Raw genomic sequence first — 1,108 nt, forward strand, 5'->3', positions numbered from 1 at the left:
TACCAATCATAGTACCTGCGATGATGCGCCATGAAGCAATGCCCATGTACACAATCATTGCACCACCAAGGATGATAGCTAGCGTAGAAACTTCACCGATAGAACCAGGAATACGACCAATGAAAGCGTCCATCCAAGTAATCGCGTCGCCAGTAACAACGTTGATTAGTTTTGCGTCACCACCTTGAGCCCACTGGCTTAGTGCCGTAGCACCAGTAAAGCCGTCAGCTGCTGTCCATACTGCATCACCAGAAATTTGCGCTGGGTATGCGAAGAATAGGAAAGCACGACCTGCAAGAGCAGGGTTAAGGAAGTTACGACCAGTACCACCAAAGATTTCTTTAGCAACAACAACACCGAAGGTAATACCTAGAGCTGCTTGCCAAAGTGGTAGCGTAGCTGGAACGATAAGGGCGAAAAGAATAGAAGTAACAAAGAAACCTTCGTTAACTTCATGCTTACGCACCATACAGAAAAGTACTTCCCAGAAACCACCCACAGCAAATACTACTGCATAGATAGGTAAGAAATACGTCGCACCCAGTAGCATTTTACTGCCCCAGCCAGCATCTGCTGACATGGCGCCACCGAGCATATCTGTTAACCAGTAATGCCAATCACCAGCGATGATCGAAACTAGCTGATCGCCTGCATACATGTGGTTAAGTGCAACGATAGCTTGATCACCAACGTTGTACATACCCCAGAACATAGCTGGGAAAACCGCAAACCACACCATGATCATGATACGTTTTAGATCAACGCTATCACGCACATGTGAGCCAGTTCGAGTCACTGTACCTGGTGTGTACATAAGAGTTGCAAACGCTTCATACAGCGCAAACCATCTCTCGTGTTTACCACCTGGTTCAAAGTGATGTTCAACTTGCTCGAGTAAATTCTTGAGACCCATGAATTACCCTTCCTTCTCAATTTTGTCCAGGCACTCACGTAACAGTGGACCAAACTCATACTTACCTGGGCATACAAATGTACATAGAGCTAGATCTTCTTCATCCAGTTCTAACGCACCCAGTAATTGTGCACTATCGCTATCACCAGCACACAAATCACGAAGAAGTAGTGTTGGTTCAACATCCAGAGGCAT

General features: G+C 46.0%; 1 protein-coding gene and 1 pseudogene. Both read right to left on the reverse strand.

Annotated elements, in window-relative coordinates; translation table 11 throughout:
* Nucleotides 1-913: NADH:ubiquinone reductase (Na(+)-transporting) subunit B (locus C9J12_RS30085; protein WP_107247128.1), on the reverse strand; the 913-nt coding region annotated here is incomplete at its 3' end.
* Nucleotides 914-916: 3 nt separating this feature from the next.
* Nucleotides 917-1,108 (reverse strand): annotated as a pseudogene (locus C9J12_RS30090) (Na(+)-translocating NADH-quinone reductase subunit A); the annotation flags it as partial.

This window comes from Photobacterium frigidiphilum, from assembly GCF_003025615.1.
Taxonomy (GTDB): Bacteria; Pseudomonadota; Gammaproteobacteria; order Enterobacterales; family Vibrionaceae; genus Photobacterium; species Photobacterium frigidiphilum.